This window comes from Streptomyces sp. NPDC127119 (assembly GCF_042677425.1).
In the GTDB taxonomy this organism is placed as follows: Bacteria; Actinomycetota; Actinomycetes; order Streptomycetales; family Streptomycetaceae; genus Streptomyces.
Map to the genome: position 1 here is coordinate 18,528 of NZ_JBHXTO010000004.1, position 14,416 is coordinate 32,943.

The following is a 14,416-nucleotide window of genomic DNA, read 5'->3' on the forward strand; positions in this document are numbered from 1 at the left end:
TCGCTGTGGATTTTGTCTCCGGGATCGGTCGGGAGCGCTTTGTTTTGAAGGTGGGGTTTCTCGACTTCTTGACTTTAATTCCCCGCCCCCCGGCATGCCGTGCAATGTCGTGATCCATGACCCGGTTTCGCCGGGACGGGCCTCAGAGCTGCAGCTTGAACCCGACGTGCGACGCCGTGAAGCCGAGACGCTCGTAGAACCGGTGAGCATCCGTCCGGGTGGCGTCCGACGTCAGCTGTACCAACTGGCAGCCCTCGCTCCGGGAGCGGTCCACGGCCCATTCGATGAAGCGGGTGCCCAGACCACTGCCCCGCTCGTCGGCATGGACGCGTACGGCTTCGATGATCGAGCGGGTCGCTCCCTTGCGGGACAGCCCGGGAACGATCGTCAGCTGAAGTGTGCCGACGACCCGGCCCTCCCGCACAGCGACGACCACGTGCTGGTTGGGATCTTTGCTGAGACGTTCCAGCGCGGCCAGGTACGGCGTCAGGTCGTCCGGTGACTCACGCTGCGAGCCCAGCGGGTCGTCGGCGAGCATCCCGACGATCGCGGGGATGTCGTCGGCGACCGCGGGGCGTATCTCAAGATCTCCCATGGCGTCAGCCTATGCAGAGCGAGAACGGCGCAGCCGCGTCCGTGGTGGGCCTGCCTACGCGGGCGCGGGCAGGCTCGCCGACTCCACGACGCGGACCAGCGGGGCCAGCTCGGGGCTCCTGGCGGCCTCGTCCAGCGCTTCCCGCAGGGCCGCGTCGTTGGTGGGCCGGGCCTCCTCCAGAAGCGTGAGCCCCGCCTCGCTGACGTTCGTGTAGATGCCGCGGCGGTCGGTGGGGCACAGGTAGCGGGAGAGCAGGCCCCGGTCCTCCAGCCGGGTCACCAGCCGGGTGGTGGCGCTCTGGCTGAGGACGACCGCGTCGGCGACCTGCTTCATCTGCAGATGGCCGCCGTCGCCGTCGTGCTGGCGGCTGAGGACGTCGAGGAGCGAGTACTCGCGCACGCTCAGACCGTGCCGCGTCTGCAGGGCTCGTTCGATGTGCGCCTCGATCCTCCCGTGCAGCAGAGAGAGGGCGCACCAGCCCTGGGCGAGAGCGGTGAGCGCGGGGTCCGTCGCTGTCATGGCATTTCCTCCGTCCCGGAGTGGCTGACACCAGGATAGGGCACGACCGCAATATCCTGCGCTTGCACTTAACCCGCGTCTGCAACTATTGTGAACGCACGTAAGGCGCTCCTGCAATCTTCTGGGAAGGTCGTCCCCCATGCCTCTCGCGCTTCTGGCCCTCGCGATCGGGGCCTTCGGAATCGGAACCACCGAATTCGTGATCATGGGCTTGCTGCCCGAGGTCGCCGGCGACTTCGGTGTCTCCATCCCCACCGCGGGTTTCCTCGTGACCGGCTACGCGCTCGGAGTCATGTTCGGCGCGCCCCTCATGACCGTGCTCGGCACCAAGATCTCCCGCAAGCGGATGCTGATGCTGCTGATGGGGCTCTTCATCGTCGGCAACCTGATCTCCGCGGTCGCCCCCACCTTCACCGTCATGCTGATCGGACGCGTGATCGCCTCGCTCGCGCACGGTGCCTTCTTCGGCATCGGCTCGGTCGTCGCCGCCGACCTGGTCGCGCCGGACAAGAAGGCCGGCGCCATCGCGATGATGTTCACCGGTCTGACCGTCGCCAACGTCGTCGGCGTACCGCTGGGCACCCTCATCGGGCAGTCCGCCGGCTGGCGCGTGACCTTCACGGTCGTCGCCGCGCTGGGCGTCCTCGGCCTGGCCGGCATCGCCAGGCTGGTACCCGACATGCCCAAGCCCGAAGGCGTGCACCTGCGGCACGAACTGGCCGCCTTCAAGAACGTCCAGGTCCTGCTCGCCATGGCGATGACCGTGCTCGGCTTCGGCGGAGTCTTCGCGGCGATCACCTACATCGCGCCGATGATGACCAACGTCACCGGTTACGCCGACGGCTCCGTCACCTGGCTGCTCGTCCTCTTCGGCCTCGGCATGGTCGGCGGCAACCTCGTCGGCGGCAGGTTCGCCGACCGCGCCCTGATGCCGATGCTGTACGTGTCACTGGGCGCCCTCGCGGTCGTACTCGCCCTGTTCACCCTCACCGCGCACAACAAGATCGCTGCGGCCGTGACCATCACGCTGATCGGAGCCCTCGGGTTCGCCACCGTTCCGCCGCTGCAGAAGCGGGTGCTCGACCAGGCGCACGGCGCCCCGACCCTCGCCTCCGCCGTGAACATCGGTGCCTTCAACCTCGGCAACGCCCTCTCGGCCTGGCTCGGTGGCGTCGTGATCGCGGCTGGCCTGGGCTACACCGCCCCCAACTGGGTCGGCGCCGTCCTGGCCGCCGCCGCCCTGCTGCTTGCGGTCCTCTCGGCCGCACTGGAGCGCCGCGCCGACCCGGCCGACTCCGCCGCCCCGGTCGTCGCCGTGAAGGCGGAACAGGCGCACTCCGTGCAGCAGCAGGCCGTCGCCCACAACTGAGCGTCGGCCGCACCCCCCCCCCGCACCGCACCGTCTCGCAAGGAGAAACCCCTCATGAGCACCACCATCGTCACCCCGCTGACCATCCAGGACGCCGAGGCGCTCGTCACGGCCGCCCGTCGTGCCGCCGAAGCCGCGGACGTCAAGGTCAGCGTCACGGTCCTCGACGCGGGCGGCCACCTGCTCGCCTTCCGGCGGGACGACCGGGCGGTCCTGATCTCGGGCGAGACCAGCACCCGCAAGGCCTACACGGCGCTGCAGCTCGGCACTCCCACCGCGGATCTCGTCGAGGCGGTCCAGCCCGGAGGGCTCTTCCACACCCTGCCGACCGCGCTCGACCGCCCGCTCCTGTTCATCGCCGGCGGTGTGCCGGTCCACCGCGACGGCCGCCTGATCGGCGCCATCGGCGTCGGTGGCGGCGCCCCGGAGCAGGACCACGGCTTCGCCACCGCGGCGCTGCGGACCCTCGCCTAGAAGGGCAGGCGCCCGAATCGCCCCGTACCGACGAACCGCTCGCTCATCCCAGAGCGGGCGGTTCGCGCGGTTCAGTCCGTGTCGCCGGGTTCAGCCCGCGGCCACGGTGAGCGGAGCGAACCGCCGCGTCCAGTCGCCGGGCAACTCCCCGATGCCGTACGTCATGACCGCGTTGAAACTCAGGGAGGCGAGCCCGCGCTCCTTGACCCACGCCAGCAGTTCCTCATGGCGTACATCGATGTCCGTGCGCAGGGGACGGTCGGTACGCGAGGCCAGCGAGGCGATGAGCGCCTTCGCCGTCTCGGTGTCCCGGGCGATCAGCGGGCCCACGACATGGCTGTCCATGTTGGGCCAGGCGGCCGCGTACCCGATGATCCGGCCGTCCTCCTCGGCGACGCGCAGTTGGTCGGAGAAAGCGGGCAGCCGCGTGATCATGTGGGTCCGGTCCGTGCCGAAGACCTCCTCGTCGAGGCGGAGGATCGTGACGAGATCCTCGGCCGTGGCCGCGCGCGTGGCCACCTCGGGCTCCGGTCCCACAGGATTGAAGCGGCCACGGACCATCTCGGCACGCCCGATGGTCTTGAAGCCCAGTTCCTCGTACAGAGGGCGCCCGTACGGCGTCGCGTGCAGGGTCACCGGGGTGGTCCCCAGCTCGGCCACGACATGGCGCATAAAGCGGCGCCCGATGCCCTGGCGGGCGTACCGCTCGGCGACCAGCACCATGCCGATGGCTGTCAGATCCGGCTGTTCCCGGGGCCCGTAAGCGGTCACGACACAGGCGGCGACAAGGCCTCCGCCGGGGTCGTCGATGCCGTAGCCCGTGCTGGCCGCGAGCAGCAGACCCCACTTGTGTTCCTCGCGGGGCCAGTTCCGGTTCTCGGAGAGGTCGGCGCAGGCGGAGAGATCGCGAGGCGTCAGACGGCGGATGGGCAGAGCGGCGGCGGAAGGAGTCGGCACGCAGGTCAGGCTGTCCGACGGGCGGCTTCCGCGTCCACCGGTTTGCGGGCGGCCGTACGCATCCTTTGCCCACGCCGGGTCAGCCCCCAGGGCTTGAGGAGCGAGATCACCGTCATGAAGAGATACGCGCACAGCGAGACGATCGGTCCGAACAGGACGTCACCGGGGTCGGGCAGCGGCCCTCCGTCCGACACCGCGGCGACCGCGGTGTCGACCCCGGGGCGCAGGGCGAGAACGGTGGCCGTGGCAGTGGCCAGAGTCAGCCAGAACTTCGTGTAGACCCACCGGTGCTTCGCCAGCCCCCACGGCGTGCCCAGGGACAGCACCAGGCCGGTGAGGAACGTGAGAAACGCGAGGGGGAGCAGAAGCCAGTCGGCAAAGGTCTTCATGGCGCGGACAGAGGCTTCCACGGTCATCGCGGACCCGGTGGTGGTCGCGGTGATTCCCAGGGCGAGCAGCCCGAGCGTGAGCCCGAGCCAGCACGCGGACGCGGCTACATGGACGACGAGGTTGGCCCGGCGCGCGGGGCGGCTTAGTTTCACGTGAAACACCGTGCTGGGCGCGAGCGGCTATGACATCTGACGGCGGGAGTAACCCCGCGTACTAGCCTCGGCGTACGCCCTGTGAATTGGCTTGCGCCGCCCGGGAATTGAAAGAATTGGTGAGACGTCCACCACGCAATTCCTGACGTAAGGAAGCGGGGACTTGTGCGTCGGACCGCGGCCGGTATGGTCGACTCCGGTTCGTGTCCGACAAGGTGTCCGCACATCATGTCGGGGCGATCGCAGGGCAATACAGCCTAACGGGACAGAAAGATCGAAGACCCGCATTTCCGGTTACGCGACCGGCTGGTGGTATTGGGTGGGATGCTGACGTGGCTGTAGTGCGGCCAATGTCACATTCTCGGCTCACTTGTCCCCAGTGTGCGATGACGCGGTCCACTATGGGCGCATTGGCCGACAGGACGGAACGGGGCGAAGTAAGCAGTCTGCGGGGGGAAAGCAGGCATCTTCCGATCGAGGAGGTGCGCAGACCGACCGAAAGATGTTCGAGGCGAGGCACAGCATGGACGCTCCGACCACCACGTCGGCCGACAACGGCACTTCAGGGGGTGGCGGCGGAGGCGGCTGGTTCACACCGCACACGCCACCGGACCCGCCCGCGGGCGGCGAGCAGGGGGCGACCGAGGGGCGGCGCCTGGCCGCGTTGCGGCCCGTCCGCAGGTCCGCGACGGGAGAGGGCGACGCGACACCGCGGCGAATACCCCCGAAGGCGGAGCCCGGACCGGGCCCGGATCGAACCGACGCCGGCCGAATCGATGCCGCCCGAACCGACGCCGGCCGAATCGATGCCGCCCGAACCGGCCCCGGCCCCGACCTCGGCCCGGGCCCTGGCTCCGGCCGCGAAGGCGCCCCCGGCGGGAGCGAAGGCCCAGCTCGTGCCGTCGCGTCGGTGCCGCCGCAGGCGACACGCGAGGCGACACCCCTCGCGGTGACGCACAACGGCCCTCCCCCTCCGCCGAATCCGGGCCTTGAACATCCGGGCCTTGAACATCCTGACCACGAGCACGCCGTCCTCGGCCGACGGCCCCCTCACTTCGCGGCCCCCACACCAGCCGCCCCCACTCCGGTCCAGGCCCCCACAGCAGCCCCCACAGCGGCCTCCGCGCCCGCCCCCGACTCCGTGCCCGCGCCCGTGCAAGCCCCCGCGAGGCCCGCTTCCCCCGACGCCGTCCTCATCCGCCGCACCATGGCCGAGGTGGCGCCCGTCGCCGACAAGGTCACCTCGTACTTCTACGCGCTGCTCTTCGTCCGCCATCCCGACCTGCGCCCCCTGTTCCCGGCCGCGATGGACACCCAGCGGGACCGGCTGCTCAAGGCCCTGCTGACAGCGGCCGAACACATCGACAACACCGAGGTCCTGGTCTCGTATCTGCAGAACCTCGGCCGCGGCCACCGCAAGTACGGCACACGCCCCGAGCACTACCCCGCCGTCGGGGAGTGCCTCCTCGGCGCGCTCAGCCGGTTCGCCCGGACGGTCTGGGACGGGGAGACCGAGGCGGCCTGGGTCAGGGCGTACACGAAGATCTCCCAGGTCATGATCGACGCCGCCGCGGCGGACGAACTGCGCGCGCCGGCCTGGTGGTACGCCGAGGTGATCTCGCACGATCTGAGGACCCCGGACGTCGCTGTCGTCACGGTCCGCCCCGATCAGCCGTACCCCTTCCTCGCCGGCCAGTACGCGAGCCTGGAGACCCCGTGGTGGCCCCGCGTCTGGCGGCACTACTCGTTCGCCTCCGCGCCCCGCTCGGACGGCCTGCTGTCGTTCCACGTGAAGGCGGTTCCGGCGGGCTGGGTCTCCAGCGCGCTGGTGCACCGGGCCCGCCCCGGCGACATCGTCAGGCTCGGACCGCCCGCGGGCTCGATGACCGTCGACCACACCACCGACAGCGGACTGCTCTGCCTGGGCGGCGGCACCGGCATCGCGCCGATCAAGGCACTGGTCGAGGACGTCGCCGAGCACGGGCAGAGGCGCCCGGTCGAGGTCTTCTACGGGGCCCGCACCGATCACGACCTGTACGACATCGACACCATGCTCCGGCTCCAGCAGAGCCACTCATGGCTCTCGGTGCGTCCCATCGTCGACCAGCAGGCACATCTCCAACTGCCCGACGCGGTCCGCGAATACGGCCCGTGGAACGAGTACGACGCCTATCTCTCGGGTCCGCCCGGCATGATCCGCAACGGCGTGGACGCACTCCGGGACATCGGTATCCCGTCGGCACGGATCCGTCACGACGCGGTGGAGGACCTGGTAGCCGCACGCGACTGACACCGGTCCGGACGGGACCCGTCGGGACCCGTCGGAACCCGACGGGGCCGGACCCAGGCCCAGGCCCCGGCTCGCGTCAGCGGGGCATCCAGAGGGCAACCAGCGGGATTGCCCGCTGGGCGTCAGCCCAAGTCGGGTGCCTGCATCGCCCGTACGCCCTCGATGTTCCCGTCGAGATAGTGCCGCAGCGACAGCGGTACGAGGTGGACGGAGGCGATGCCCACGCGCGTGAAGGGGATGCGCACGATCTCGTAGTCGCCGCAGGGCTCTTCGATCTCGGGGCCATGGCGGAGCGAGGGATCCATGGATTCCAGGTGGCAGACGAAGAAGTGCTGCACCTTCACCCCGGTCGAGCTGCTGTCCTCGCCGATGTGCTCGACGGTGTCGACGAAGCACGGCACGACATCGGTGATCTTGGCGCCGAGTTCCTCGTGCACTTCACGGTGGAGCGCGTCGACGACGGTCGTGTCCTCGGGCTCGACGCCGCCGCCGGGCGTCAGCCAGTAGGGATCGACGCCGGGTTTGGTCCGCTTGATCAAGATCAAGTCGTCGCCGTCCAGCAGGACGGCCCGGGCGGTGCGCTTGACCACGGGTCGGTCGGTCATGGGAGGAATGTGGCCCGGTTGGTTCCACGTGAAACATCGCCGCCCGGACCAGGCGGCGCTTCTGCGTCACGACCAGCCGGTAGCGGCACGCATCAGCCACTCGTGAGCCCGCGCGATATGCGGCATGGCCAATGTGCCGGTCCGTACGACCAGGAAGTATGTACGAAGGGGCGGGACCGTCGGTTCGCTCAGCGCCACCACGTCGCCCCGCTCAAGAGCCGGTCCGCACAGATAGCGCGGCAGGACCGCGAGTCCCGCGCCGGTGGTGGCGCAGGCGAGCACGGCCCGAAGGTCGGGAACGATGACGGTGCCCGACGCGGCGGGCAGGGAGTCGAAGACGGAAGCCCAGTAGCGGGCGATGAACGGCAGCGACTCGTGCACCTCGACCACGGGCAGGTTCTCCAGGGCCGGCGCGCCCTGGAGCCGTAACGTGTCGGAGTCGATACGGGCGATCCAGCGCGGGGCGGCGACCAGCATGTGCTCCTCGTCGCAGAGCGGAGTCGCGGTGAGCAGGGAGCCCCGCGGGCGTGCCGTGCTGATGGCCAGATCGTGATGCCCGGCAGCGAGCCCTTCCAGCGTTTCCTCCGCATTGCCGAAGGAGGCCCGCAGCGCGAAGCCGTGGCCGTCGTCGCCGATCAGCTCGGTGAGTGCGGGCAGCGCGCGCTCGGCGGTGAACTCCGGTGGCCCGGCGAGATGGAGGGTGCGTACGGAGGAGTCCGCGTCGAGGCCGGTCTCGGTGATCTCCACGAGGGCGTCGAGATGCGGGGCGGCCTTGTGGGCGAGTTCGTCCCCGATGGTGGTGGGGGTCACCCCGCGGGCCTGGCGCAGGAACAGGGGGCGTCCCAGCTGCCGTTCCAGCGTGCGGATCTGTGAGGTGACGGCCGGCTGGGAGAGGCCGAGCAGGGCGGCGGCGCGGGTGAAGGAGCCGGCCCGATGCACGGTCACAAAGGTCCGCAGCAGGGCCAGATCCATGGCTTCCCTTCGATCTCCAGCGTGCCGGAAGCCCCCAACTATAAATAAGTCGATAGCCCCCTGTCGCTACCGTGATTGGACACTGACACAGAGTCAACTAGCCTTGTTCGCGCGGTTCTTAGCGCAGAGAACCGGGGCGGTCCGAGCCACGAGGGGGGAGGCTCGGACCGTCCGTTGTGCGTAGTGCCGCTACTGGCCGGTCACTCAGCAGGGGCTCACTTCGCGGACGCGTCGAGCGCCCGCCGGACATCGGCCACCAGATCCTCCGGGTCCTCGGCGCCGACCGAGAAACGGATGAAGCCCTCCGGGACCGCGTCGCCGCCCCAGCGCCCGCGCCGCTCGGCGGTCGACCGCACCCCGCCGAAGCTCGTCGCGTCGTCCACGAGCCGCAGCGCGTCGAGGAAACGGTCGGCACGCGCGCGCGTGGGCAGGGTGAACGACACCACGCACCCGAAGCGCCGCATCTGCTGCGAGGCGATCGTGTGCGAAGGGTCGTCGGGCAGTCCGGGATAACGGACCCCGAGCTCCTCGGGCCAGTCCCGCAGTGTCTCGGCGATCACCTGGGCGCTCGCGTTCTGCCGGTCCACGCGCATCTGCAGCGTGGCGAGCGATCGGTGCGCGAGCCATGCCTCCATGGGACCCGGGATCGCCCCGACGATCTTGCGCCAGCGCCGTACGGAGGCCATCGCCGCGGCGTCGACGCCCGTGACGTACCCCAGGAGGACGTCTCCGTGCCCCGTGAGCTGCTTGGTGCCACTGGCCACGGAGAAGTCGGCGCCCAGCTCCAGCGGCCGCTGTCCGAGCGGCGTCGCCAGGGTGTTGTCGACGGCGACGAGCGTGCCGCGCGCATGGGCGGCCTCGACGAGCCGTCGCACGTCGCACACGTCGAGACCCGGGTTCGACGGGGTCTCGATCCACAGCAGCTTCGCTCCGTCGAGGACGTCGAGCTGGGCGTCGCCGCCGGTCGGCGCCGTGCGCACCTCGATGCCGTACGCCTCCAGCTGTCCGCGTACGAGCGGCAGGACCTGGTAGCCGTCGTCGGGCAGCACGACCGTGTCGCCGGCGCTCAGCTGGGAGAACAGGACGGCCGAGATGGCGGCCATGCCGGAGGCGAAGACCAGCGTCTCGACGCCGTCCCGGCCCGGAGCCTCCAGCTCGCCGATGGCGCGCTCCAGGTGGGTCCAGGTCGGGTTCTCGTCGCGTCCGTAGGTGTAGGCGCCGGTGGGCTCGCCCGGCAGATGGAAATGGGCGGCGAAGACCGGGCCGGGGAGGGTCGGCTCGTGCTTGACCGGCTCGGGCAGCCCCGCCCGCACGGTACGTGTGCCGTCACCCACTCCCTCGGAACCCGCTTCCTCGAAAGAATTCGTCATGCCGCCTGTTCCTCCACTTGCTCGCGTACAGCGGCGAGCAGTCCGGTGCTCGCCGCCTCCACCATCTCAAGACACTCCTCGAAACCGTCCATCCCCCCGTAATAGGGATCAGGTACGTCGAGATCGGCGCCGGCGGCGGTGTCGTACGAGCGCAGCAGCCGGACCTTCCCGGCGTCGGCCGGGGTCGGCGCGAGGTGGCGCAGGGCTTTGAGGTGGCCGGAGTCGAGGGCTATCACCAGGTCGAGCCGGGAGAACCAGTCGGGCCGGAACCGGCGGGCCGCATGGCCGCTGCCGTAGCCGTTCACCTCCAGCACGGAGACGGTGCGCGGGTCGGCGCCGTCACCCTCGTGCCAGCCGTCGGTACCCGCGCTGTCCACCTCGACCAGACCGTCGAGGCCCGCCTCGGCCACCCGTGCGCGGAAGACGGATTCGGCCATCGGGGAGCGGCATATGTTGCCGGTGCATACGAAGCACACGCGATAGGGCATCGGGGTCGCTCAGTCCTCGTCGGGAAGGACGACGTTCAGGGCCCAGGAGACGACCGAGATGATCAGGCCGCCCAGGACGGCGGTCCAGAAACCGTCGACGTGGAAGCTCAGGTCGAGCTTGTCCGCCAGCCACGAGGTGAGCAGCAGCATCAGGGCGTTGACCACCAGCGTGATCAGGCCGAGCGTGAGGATGAACAGCGGGAAGGTGAGGACCTTCACGACCGGCTTGACCAGGAAGTTCACCAGTCCGAACAGCAGCGCTACGAGCAGCAGCGTGCCGATCTCCTTGCCCTTGCTGTCACCGCTCAGGGTGATCTTGTCGAGCAGCCACACCGCCACTGCCAGGGCGCCCGCGTTGGCGATCGTCTTGACTACGAAATTCTTCATGTGTGTGATCGTGACAGAAGAGATCGGATACGAGCAGCGGGGCAAGGGCGGACCAGAGCGATGAAGGCATTCCGGCTGGACGAACTGGAGGCGGAGCGCGCCGCCAACGACGGCGCGTACCTCCAGTTCCTGCGCGAGAAGAACATGTCGGTCGGCCTGTACGCGCTGGACGCGGGCGCGCAGGACCCGCAGCAGCCCCACAGCCAGGACGAGGTGTACCTCGTCGTGAGCGGCCGTGCCGCGATCACGGTCGGCATGGAGACGACCCAGGTGGCGCGCGGCAGCGTCGTGTACGTACCCGCGGGGGTGGCGCACAAGTTCCACCACATCAGCGAGGATCTGCGGGTCGTCGTGGTCTTCTCTCCGCCGGAGAGCTGACGTCCGCCTCAGGGTTCCCTAGGGGAACGCTCAGGGGCAGACAAGGGGTGCGAGGCCCCCGCCGGCACCCCTGCCGCGCCTAGCATCGAGGCAGGACATTCGTGGCCCGCCGGCACGGCGGGGACGATCAGGGACAGCCCTCGGAAACGGGCAGAGAGACAAGGAACAAGGGCGATGCGAGAGATCTTCGCGGGGATGCCGTGGTGGGTTAAGTGGGTCGCGGTGCCGGTCATCGCTCTGGTCGTGTTCGGCGGCCTGATAGCCAGTGTCGTCGGATTCGTGATCGGCCTGCTCTTCAAGCTGCTGCTCTTCGTGGCACTGGTCGGCGGACTGGTCTACGTCGTACGGAAGTTCATGTCGGGCTCCTCGTCGAGGAGCGACTGGTAGTCGGGTGGCGCGGGGGACAGATGATCCGCCGGGCCCCGCCGTCGGGCAGGCCCTCACCGCTGCAGGGAGCCGTCGGTTCCCTCGGGTGGGGGAAGTTTTCGAGGCATGTCGTCGGCGATCGGTGGCAGACGGTTAAAGTCCGGAACTCGCCGCGGCGTTGATCCTCGTGAGCGGCGTTTCGAACCCTCCCGTGTCACCCTCGCACGGGCGGCCCCCTCGCGCTTCGGGAGTGACCTTTGGCCACGGTGGACACCGCACCCGCAGGACCGAAGGTTTCGGCCTCCGAGCCGCATCCCACGACCCTCATCGGTTCGGTGCGGCGGGCGATGCGTCTTCTGGAGTCCGTCGCGCGTCATGAGCACGGAGCGCCCGCGAAGCTGCTGGCCCGCGAGGCCGGACTCGCTCTCCCCACGGCGTACCACCTGCTGCGCACTCTGGTGCACGAGGGATATCTGCGCCGCGAGAAGGGGTTGTTCTTCCTCGGCGAGGCGGCCGAGCGGCTGAGCCGCAGCGGAGCCCAGCAGAAACGTCGCAGCACCATCGCCGACGCCCTGGGAAGCTGGCGCGATTCGATCGGTGCGCCCGTCTACTACGCGGTCTACCGCGGCGGGGAGATCGAGGTCGAGTGCGTCGCCGACACCCCGGGCAATCCCGCGGTCGCGGAGTGGGCGGACTTCAGGGAAACGGGGCACGCGCACGCGATCGGCCAGTGTCTGCTGTCCCAGCTCGACAGGGAAGGGCGCAGGAACCACCTCGACCGCTATCCCGTGCGATCCGTCACGCCGTACACGGTGCGTGACGATCAGACCATGATTCGCCGTCTCGAATCGACCGGACGCATGCAGCCGGTGATCGAACGTCAGGAGTACGCGCTGGGCACGGTCTGCGCCGCGATCCCGCTCACACTGGGCAGCACGGCCGCCACGGTGGCCATCTCCATGCCGTCCCACCAGGCAGAACGGCTGCTGCCCGCAGCACGGCGACTGCAGGGTGAGATCGACACGCTGCTGGGGACACTCGCGGTCTCTATCAGCATCTGAAAACTCACTCCTTGTGATCTGGTGTACACGTTAAGCAAGATGCCAGAAGTGTTTGGGTGGACGATTCCCGGCCATGGACGGCAAACGACGGGGTAGGCGATGCGCGAGTCGGTAGTACAGGCAGAGGTCATGATGAGCTTCGTCGTCTTGGAGGAGCTCTCCTTCCGCATTCCGGTGGAGCTGCGTTACGAGACCTGTGATCCCTATGCCGTGCGTCTGACCTTCCACCTGCCCGGCGACGCTCCGGTGACCTGGGCCTTCGGCCGGGAGTTGCTGATCGACGGGGTGGGCCGACCGTGCGGGGACGGAGACGTGCACATCACTCCCTCGGACTCCGAGGGCTTCGGCGATGTGCTGATCCGGCTCCAGGTGGGCGTCGACCAGGCCCTGTTCCGGTGCGGTACGGCGCCGCTGCTGGCGTTCCTCGACCGTACGGACCGGCTGGTCCCGCTGGGTCAGGAGCGCTCCCTCGCCGACTTCGACACCCATCTGGACGAGGCCCTGGACCGCATCCTGGCGGAGGAGCAGAGCACGGGGTGACGCGGGGCGGGCTCAGTGCTTGCGGCGACGGCCGCTTCCACCGCGCAGCGGCGCCTTCGAGCCCGACTGGGCCTGCGGCTGAGGCTGTTGTGGCTGCGGCTGCTGGGCCGGGGCGGCGTCACCCGGGCGGTCGGCCGAGACCACCAGGGCCGCGAGAGCCGTGGTGACCGGAACCGAGGCGACCAGCCCGATCGAGCCGACGAGGGTGCGGACGATCTCCGCGGCCACCAGTTCACTGTTGGCCACGGTCCCCACGCTGCTCTGCGCGATGGAGAAGAGCAGCAGCAGAGGCAGCGCCGCGCCGGCGTAGGCGAGGACGAGCGTGTTGACGACGGACGCGATGTGGTCGCGGCCGATGCGGATGCCCGCGCGGTACAGCCCGCGCCAGCCCATCGTCGGGTTGGCCTCGTGCAGCTCCCAGACCGCCGACGTCTGCGTCACCGTGACGTCGTCGAGCACGCCGAGCGAACCGATGATGACACCCGCGAGCAGCAGACCGCTCATGTCGATGGACGGGTAGAGACCGTGGATCAGGCCGGTGTTGTCATCGGTGTTGCCGGTCAGCGCGGCCCAGTCGATGAACAGTGAGCCGAGCAGTCCGATCAGCACCAGGGACAGCAGGGTGCCCAGTACGGCGACCGATGTCCGGGCCGAGAGACCGTGGCACATGTAGAGCGCGATCAGCATGATGGCGCTGGCCCCGACCACCGCCACGACCAGCGGATTCGATCCCTGAAGGATCGCGGGCAGGATGAAGAACGTCAGGATCAGGAAGCTGACGGCCAGGGCGATCAGTGCCATGACACCGCGCATCCGGCCCACCACGACCACGGCGAGGGCGAAGATGCCGGCGAGCAGCGCCATGGGGAGTTTTCGGTTCACATCGGTGACCGAGTACTGGAGTTCCTTGGGGGCGTCGGGCGCGTACGCCACGATCACCTCCTGGCCCTGCTCCAACTGCCGTGAGGAGTCCGGCTGGACGATCTCCGTGAAGGTACGGCCCTTGTCCTTGCCGGAGTCGACCCGGATCGTCGCCTTCTTGCAGGTGCCCGAGTCCTGCTGCTGAGCCGATGAGCCCTCGGCCGTCGAGGTGTCGCCGGTCGGAGTCCCGCCCGAGGCGTTCACGGACTTGCAGTCGACCTTGTCGACCTTGGTCACGCTGGCCTGCTGGGTCTGCCGGTCGAAGCCGACGCCCGTGCGCTCATGACCGGGGGCACCGCCGGGCCAGAGCACCGCGAGACCGACAACGACCGCCGCGGCGAAAGGAATCAGCACCGCCGCGATGATCTTGCGCAGATGCATGGAGACCGGAGCCGCGGGGCCATGACTGTGCGAGTGGCCGTGCCCGCCACCGACAGGACCGTCGCCGCCGGGCCGGTCGCCACCGCCTCCGGGGCCATGGGGTCCCTGTCCAGGCCCGCCGTGACCGTGGCCGTCGTGGCCGTGTCCGTGGGGCGGTTCGGACGGCGGAAGTGGGGGCTGTTGCGTCGTGGTCACCGACCG

General features: G+C 69.4%; 17 protein-coding genes. 7 read left to right on the top strand and 10 right to left on the bottom strand.

The window, feature by feature from the left end; genetic code table 11:
* Window positions 1–142: 142 nt before the first annotated feature.
* Window positions 143–595 carry a GNAT family N-acetyltransferase gene (locus ACFVH5_RS03080; protein ID WP_385831597.1) on the bottom strand — a complete coding sequence of 151 codons (453 nt, stop codon included), beginning with the start codon at window positions 593–595 and terminating at the stop codon, window positions 143–145.
* A 54-nt stretch (window positions 596–649) separates the two neighbouring features.
* Window positions 650–1,114 (bottom strand): MarR family winged helix-turn-helix transcriptional regulator, encoded by a 465-nt coding sequence (locus ACFVH5_RS03085; RefSeq protein WP_385831599.1) that lies wholly within the window; start codon window positions 1,112–1,114, stop codon window positions 650–652.
* Window positions 1,115–1,253: 139 nt separating this feature from the next.
* Here ACFVH5_RS03085 and ACFVH5_RS03090 point away from each other — a divergent pair, with 139 nt between their 5' ends.
* Both ACFVH5_RS03090 and ACFVH5_RS03095 read left to right on the top strand, forming a co-directional pair.
* Window positions 1,254–2,483, top strand: coding sequence for an MFS transporter (locus tag ACFVH5_RS03090; RefSeq protein ID WP_385831600.1), 1,230 nt, complete (start codon window positions 1,254–1,256; stop codon window positions 2,481–2,483).
* A gap of 54 nt (window positions 2,484–2,537) precedes the next feature.
* Window positions 2,538–2,957: a heme-binding protein gene (locus ACFVH5_RS03095; RefSeq protein ID WP_385831602.1), complete on the top strand. Its 420-nt coding sequence runs from the start codon at window positions 2,538–2,540 to the stop codon at window positions 2,955–2,957.
* Between the two features lie 90 nt (window positions 2,958–3,047).
* On the opposite strand, the gene ACFVH5_RS03100 is transcribed toward ACFVH5_RS03095, so the two are convergent.
* Together ACFVH5_RS03100 and ACFVH5_RS03105 are read right to left on the bottom strand one after the other, a co-directional pair.
* On the bottom strand, window positions 3,048–3,914 hold the full coding sequence (locus ACFVH5_RS03100; RefSeq protein WP_385831604.1) for a GNAT family N-acetyltransferase: 867 nt from the start codon (window positions 3,912–3,914) through the stop codon (window positions 3,048–3,050).
* 5 nt (window positions 3,915–3,919) lie between these two features.
* Complete coding sequence (locus tag ACFVH5_RS03105; protein ID WP_385831606.1) at window positions 3,920–4,456, bottom strand: DUF2269 family protein; 537 nt, start codon at window positions 4,454–4,456, stop codon at window positions 3,920–3,922.
* A 502-nt stretch (window positions 4,457–4,958) separates the two neighbouring features.
* Between ACFVH5_RS03105 and ACFVH5_RS03110 the strand changes: the two genes are divergently transcribed.
* Window positions 4,959–6,746, top strand: a complete 1,788-nt coding sequence (locus ACFVH5_RS03110) for a globin domain-containing protein (protein ID WP_385831607.1) — start codon at window positions 4,959–4,961, stop codon at window positions 6,744–6,746.
* 122 nt (window positions 6,747–6,868) lie between these two features.
* On the opposite strand, the gene ACFVH5_RS03115 is transcribed toward ACFVH5_RS03110, so the two are convergent.
* From ACFVH5_RS03115 to ACFVH5_RS03135, 5 genes are all read right to left on the bottom strand, one after another.
* Window positions 6,869–7,351 (bottom strand): NUDIX domain-containing protein, encoded by a 483-nt coding sequence (locus tag ACFVH5_RS03115; protein WP_189771429.1) that lies wholly within the window; start codon window positions 7,349–7,351, stop codon window positions 6,869–6,871.
* 66 nt (window positions 7,352–7,417) lie between these two features.
* On the bottom strand, window positions 7,418–8,323 hold the full coding sequence (locus tag ACFVH5_RS03120) for a LysR family transcriptional regulator (RefSeq protein ID WP_385831609.1): 906 nt from the start codon (window positions 8,321–8,323) through the stop codon (window positions 7,418–7,420).
* A 215-nt stretch (window positions 8,324–8,538) separates the two neighbouring features.
* A complete protein-coding gene (locus tag ACFVH5_RS03125; protein WP_385831611.1) occupies window positions 8,539–9,693 on the bottom strand; it encodes a cystathionine gamma-lyase in 1,155 nt (384 codons plus the stop codon).
* Complete coding sequence (locus ACFVH5_RS03130) at window positions 9,690–10,181, bottom strand: low molecular weight protein-tyrosine-phosphatase (protein ID WP_385831613.1); 492 nt, start codon at window positions 10,179–10,181, stop codon at window positions 9,690–9,692. Before ACFVH5_RS03130 ends, ACFVH5_RS03125 begins: the two co-directional genes overlap by 4 nt.
* A 9-nt stretch (window positions 10,182–10,190) precedes the next feature.
* Complete coding sequence (locus ACFVH5_RS03135; RefSeq protein WP_384807791.1) at window positions 10,191–10,568, bottom strand: phage holin family protein; 378 nt, start codon at window positions 10,566–10,568, stop codon at window positions 10,191–10,193.
* A 60-nt stretch (window positions 10,569–10,628) separates the two neighbouring features.
* On the opposite strand from ACFVH5_RS03135, the gene ACFVH5_RS03140 reads away from it, so the two are divergent.
* The 4 genes from ACFVH5_RS03140 to ACFVH5_RS03155 all read left to right on the top strand — a co-directional run bounded on the left by ACFVH5_RS03140 (window position 10,629) and on the right by ACFVH5_RS03155 (window position 12,913).
* A complete protein-coding gene (locus ACFVH5_RS03140) occupies window positions 10,629–10,946 on the top strand; it encodes a cupin domain-containing protein (RefSeq protein WP_384807789.1) in 318 nt (105 codons plus the stop codon).
* A gap of 174 nt (window positions 10,947–11,120) precedes the next feature.
* The gene (locus ACFVH5_RS03145) at window positions 11,121–11,333 is read left to right on the top strand and encodes a DUF5326 family protein (protein WP_384807787.1); all 213 of its coding nucleotides are present in this window, start codon (window positions 11,121–11,123) and stop codon (window positions 11,331–11,333) included.
* Window positions 11,334–11,569: 236 nt separating this feature from the next.
* Window positions 11,570–12,373: an IclR family transcriptional regulator gene (locus ACFVH5_RS03150; protein ID WP_385831615.1), complete on the top strand. Its 804-nt coding sequence runs from the start codon at window positions 11,570–11,572 to the stop codon at window positions 12,371–12,373.
* Between the two features lie 99 nt (window positions 12,374–12,472).
* A complete protein-coding gene (locus ACFVH5_RS03155; protein ID WP_385831617.1) occupies window positions 12,473–12,913 on the top strand; it encodes an SsgA family sporulation/cell division regulator in 441 nt (146 codons plus the stop codon).
* 12 nt (window positions 12,914–12,925) lie between these two features.
* Here ACFVH5_RS03155 and ACFVH5_RS03160 read toward each other — a convergent pair whose 3' ends face one another.
* Window positions 12,926–14,410, bottom strand: coding sequence for a YibE/F family protein (locus tag ACFVH5_RS03160; protein ID WP_385831618.1), 1,485 nt, complete (start codon window positions 14,408–14,410; stop codon window positions 12,926–12,928).
* Window positions 14,411–14,416 lie beyond the last annotated feature (6 nt).

Bases quoted from the DNA above. Each gene is read 5' to 3' on its own strand.
- ACFVH5_RS03080 (WP_385831597.1), bottom strand. From the start codon at position 595: ATGGGAGATCTTGAGATACGCCCCGCGGTCGCCGACGACATCCCCGCG.
- ACFVH5_RS03085 (WP_385831599.1), bottom strand. From the start codon at position 1,114: ATGACAGCGACGGACCCCGCGCTCACCGCTCTCGCCCAGGGCTGGTGC.
- ACFVH5_RS03090 (WP_385831600.1), top strand. From the start codon at position 1,254: ATGCCTCTCGCGCTTCTGGCCCTCGCGATCGGGGCCTTCGGAATCGGA.
- ACFVH5_RS03095 (WP_385831602.1), top strand. From the start codon at position 2,538: ATGAGCACCACCATCGTCACCCCGCTGACCATCCAGGACGCCGAGGCG.
- ACFVH5_RS03110 (WP_385831607.1), top strand. From the start codon at position 4,959: ATGTTCGAGGCGAGGCACAGCATGGACGCTCCGACCACCACGTCGGCC.
- ACFVH5_RS03115 (WP_189771429.1), bottom strand. From the start codon at position 7,351: ATGACCGACCGACCCGTGGTCAAGCGCACCGCCCGGGCCGTCCTGCTG.
- ACFVH5_RS03120 (WP_385831609.1), bottom strand. From the start codon at position 8,323: ATGGATCTGGCCCTGCTGCGGACCTTTGTGACCGTGCATCGGGCCGGC.
- ACFVH5_RS03125 (WP_385831611.1), bottom strand. From the start codon at position 9,693: ATGACGAATTCTTTCGAGGAAGCGGGTTCCGAGGGAGTGGGTGACGGC.
- ACFVH5_RS03130 (WP_385831613.1), bottom strand. From the start codon at position 10,181: ATGCCCTATCGCGTGTGCTTCGTATGCACCGGCAACATATGCCGCTCC.
- ACFVH5_RS03135 (WP_384807791.1), bottom strand. From the start codon at position 10,568: ATGAAGAATTTCGTAGTCAAGACGATCGCCAACGCGGGCGCCCTGGCA.
- ACFVH5_RS03140 (WP_384807789.1), top strand. From the start codon at position 10,629: ATGAAGGCATTCCGGCTGGACGAACTGGAGGCGGAGCGCGCCGCCAAC.
- ACFVH5_RS03145 (WP_384807787.1), top strand. From the start codon at position 11,121: ATGCGAGAGATCTTCGCGGGGATGCCGTGGTGGGTTAAGTGGGTCGCG.
- ACFVH5_RS03155 (WP_385831617.1), top strand. From the start codon at position 12,473: ATGCGCGAGTCGGTAGTACAGGCAGAGGTCATGATGAGCTTCGTCGTC.